The sequence below is a fragment of the Stenotrophomonas sp. 3(2025) genome (assembly GCF_052665395.1).
The window spans coordinates 1-356 of the sequence record NZ_JBQOIF010000056.1 but is presented as its reverse complement, the minus strand read 5'-3'; the positions used below and the strand labels follow the sequence as shown (position 1 = coordinate 356).

2 tRNA genes are annotated in these 356 nt (G+C 57.9%); both read left to right on the top strand.

Annotated elements, in window-relative coordinates:
* Positions 1-20 precede the first annotated feature (20 nt).
* Positions 21-96 (top strand) — tRNA-Glu (locus tag ACUXVE_RS20080).
* A gap of 183 nt (positions 97-279) precedes the next feature.
* A tRNA-Ala gene (locus tag ACUXVE_RS20075) sits at positions 280-355 on the top strand.
* Position 356: the final 1 nt, after the last annotated feature.

The following is a 356-nucleotide window of genomic DNA, read 5'->3' as shown; positions in this document are numbered from 1 at the left end:
CGTCCATTGATGAGATCTGCGTCCCCATCGTCTAGAGGCCTAGGACATCACCCTTTCACGGTGGCGACCGGGGTTCGAATCCCCGTGGGGACGCCACTCATCATGAACAACGAGGACCCGGCCGATAACCGGGTCTTTTTTGTTCACCGCCCACCGGCATTCAGGTTGTGGCGTCGGAACGCTCCCTGCCCTTGCGGCAATGAACGATTCGATGAAAAAGCTTCAAAAAAAGCTTCCACAAATGTGAACAGGCAGGTATGATAGGCGGCTCGGTAACACGGGGCCATAGCTCAGCTGGGAGAGCGCCTGCATGGCATGCAGGAGGTCAGCGGTTCGATCCCGCTTGGCTCCACCAC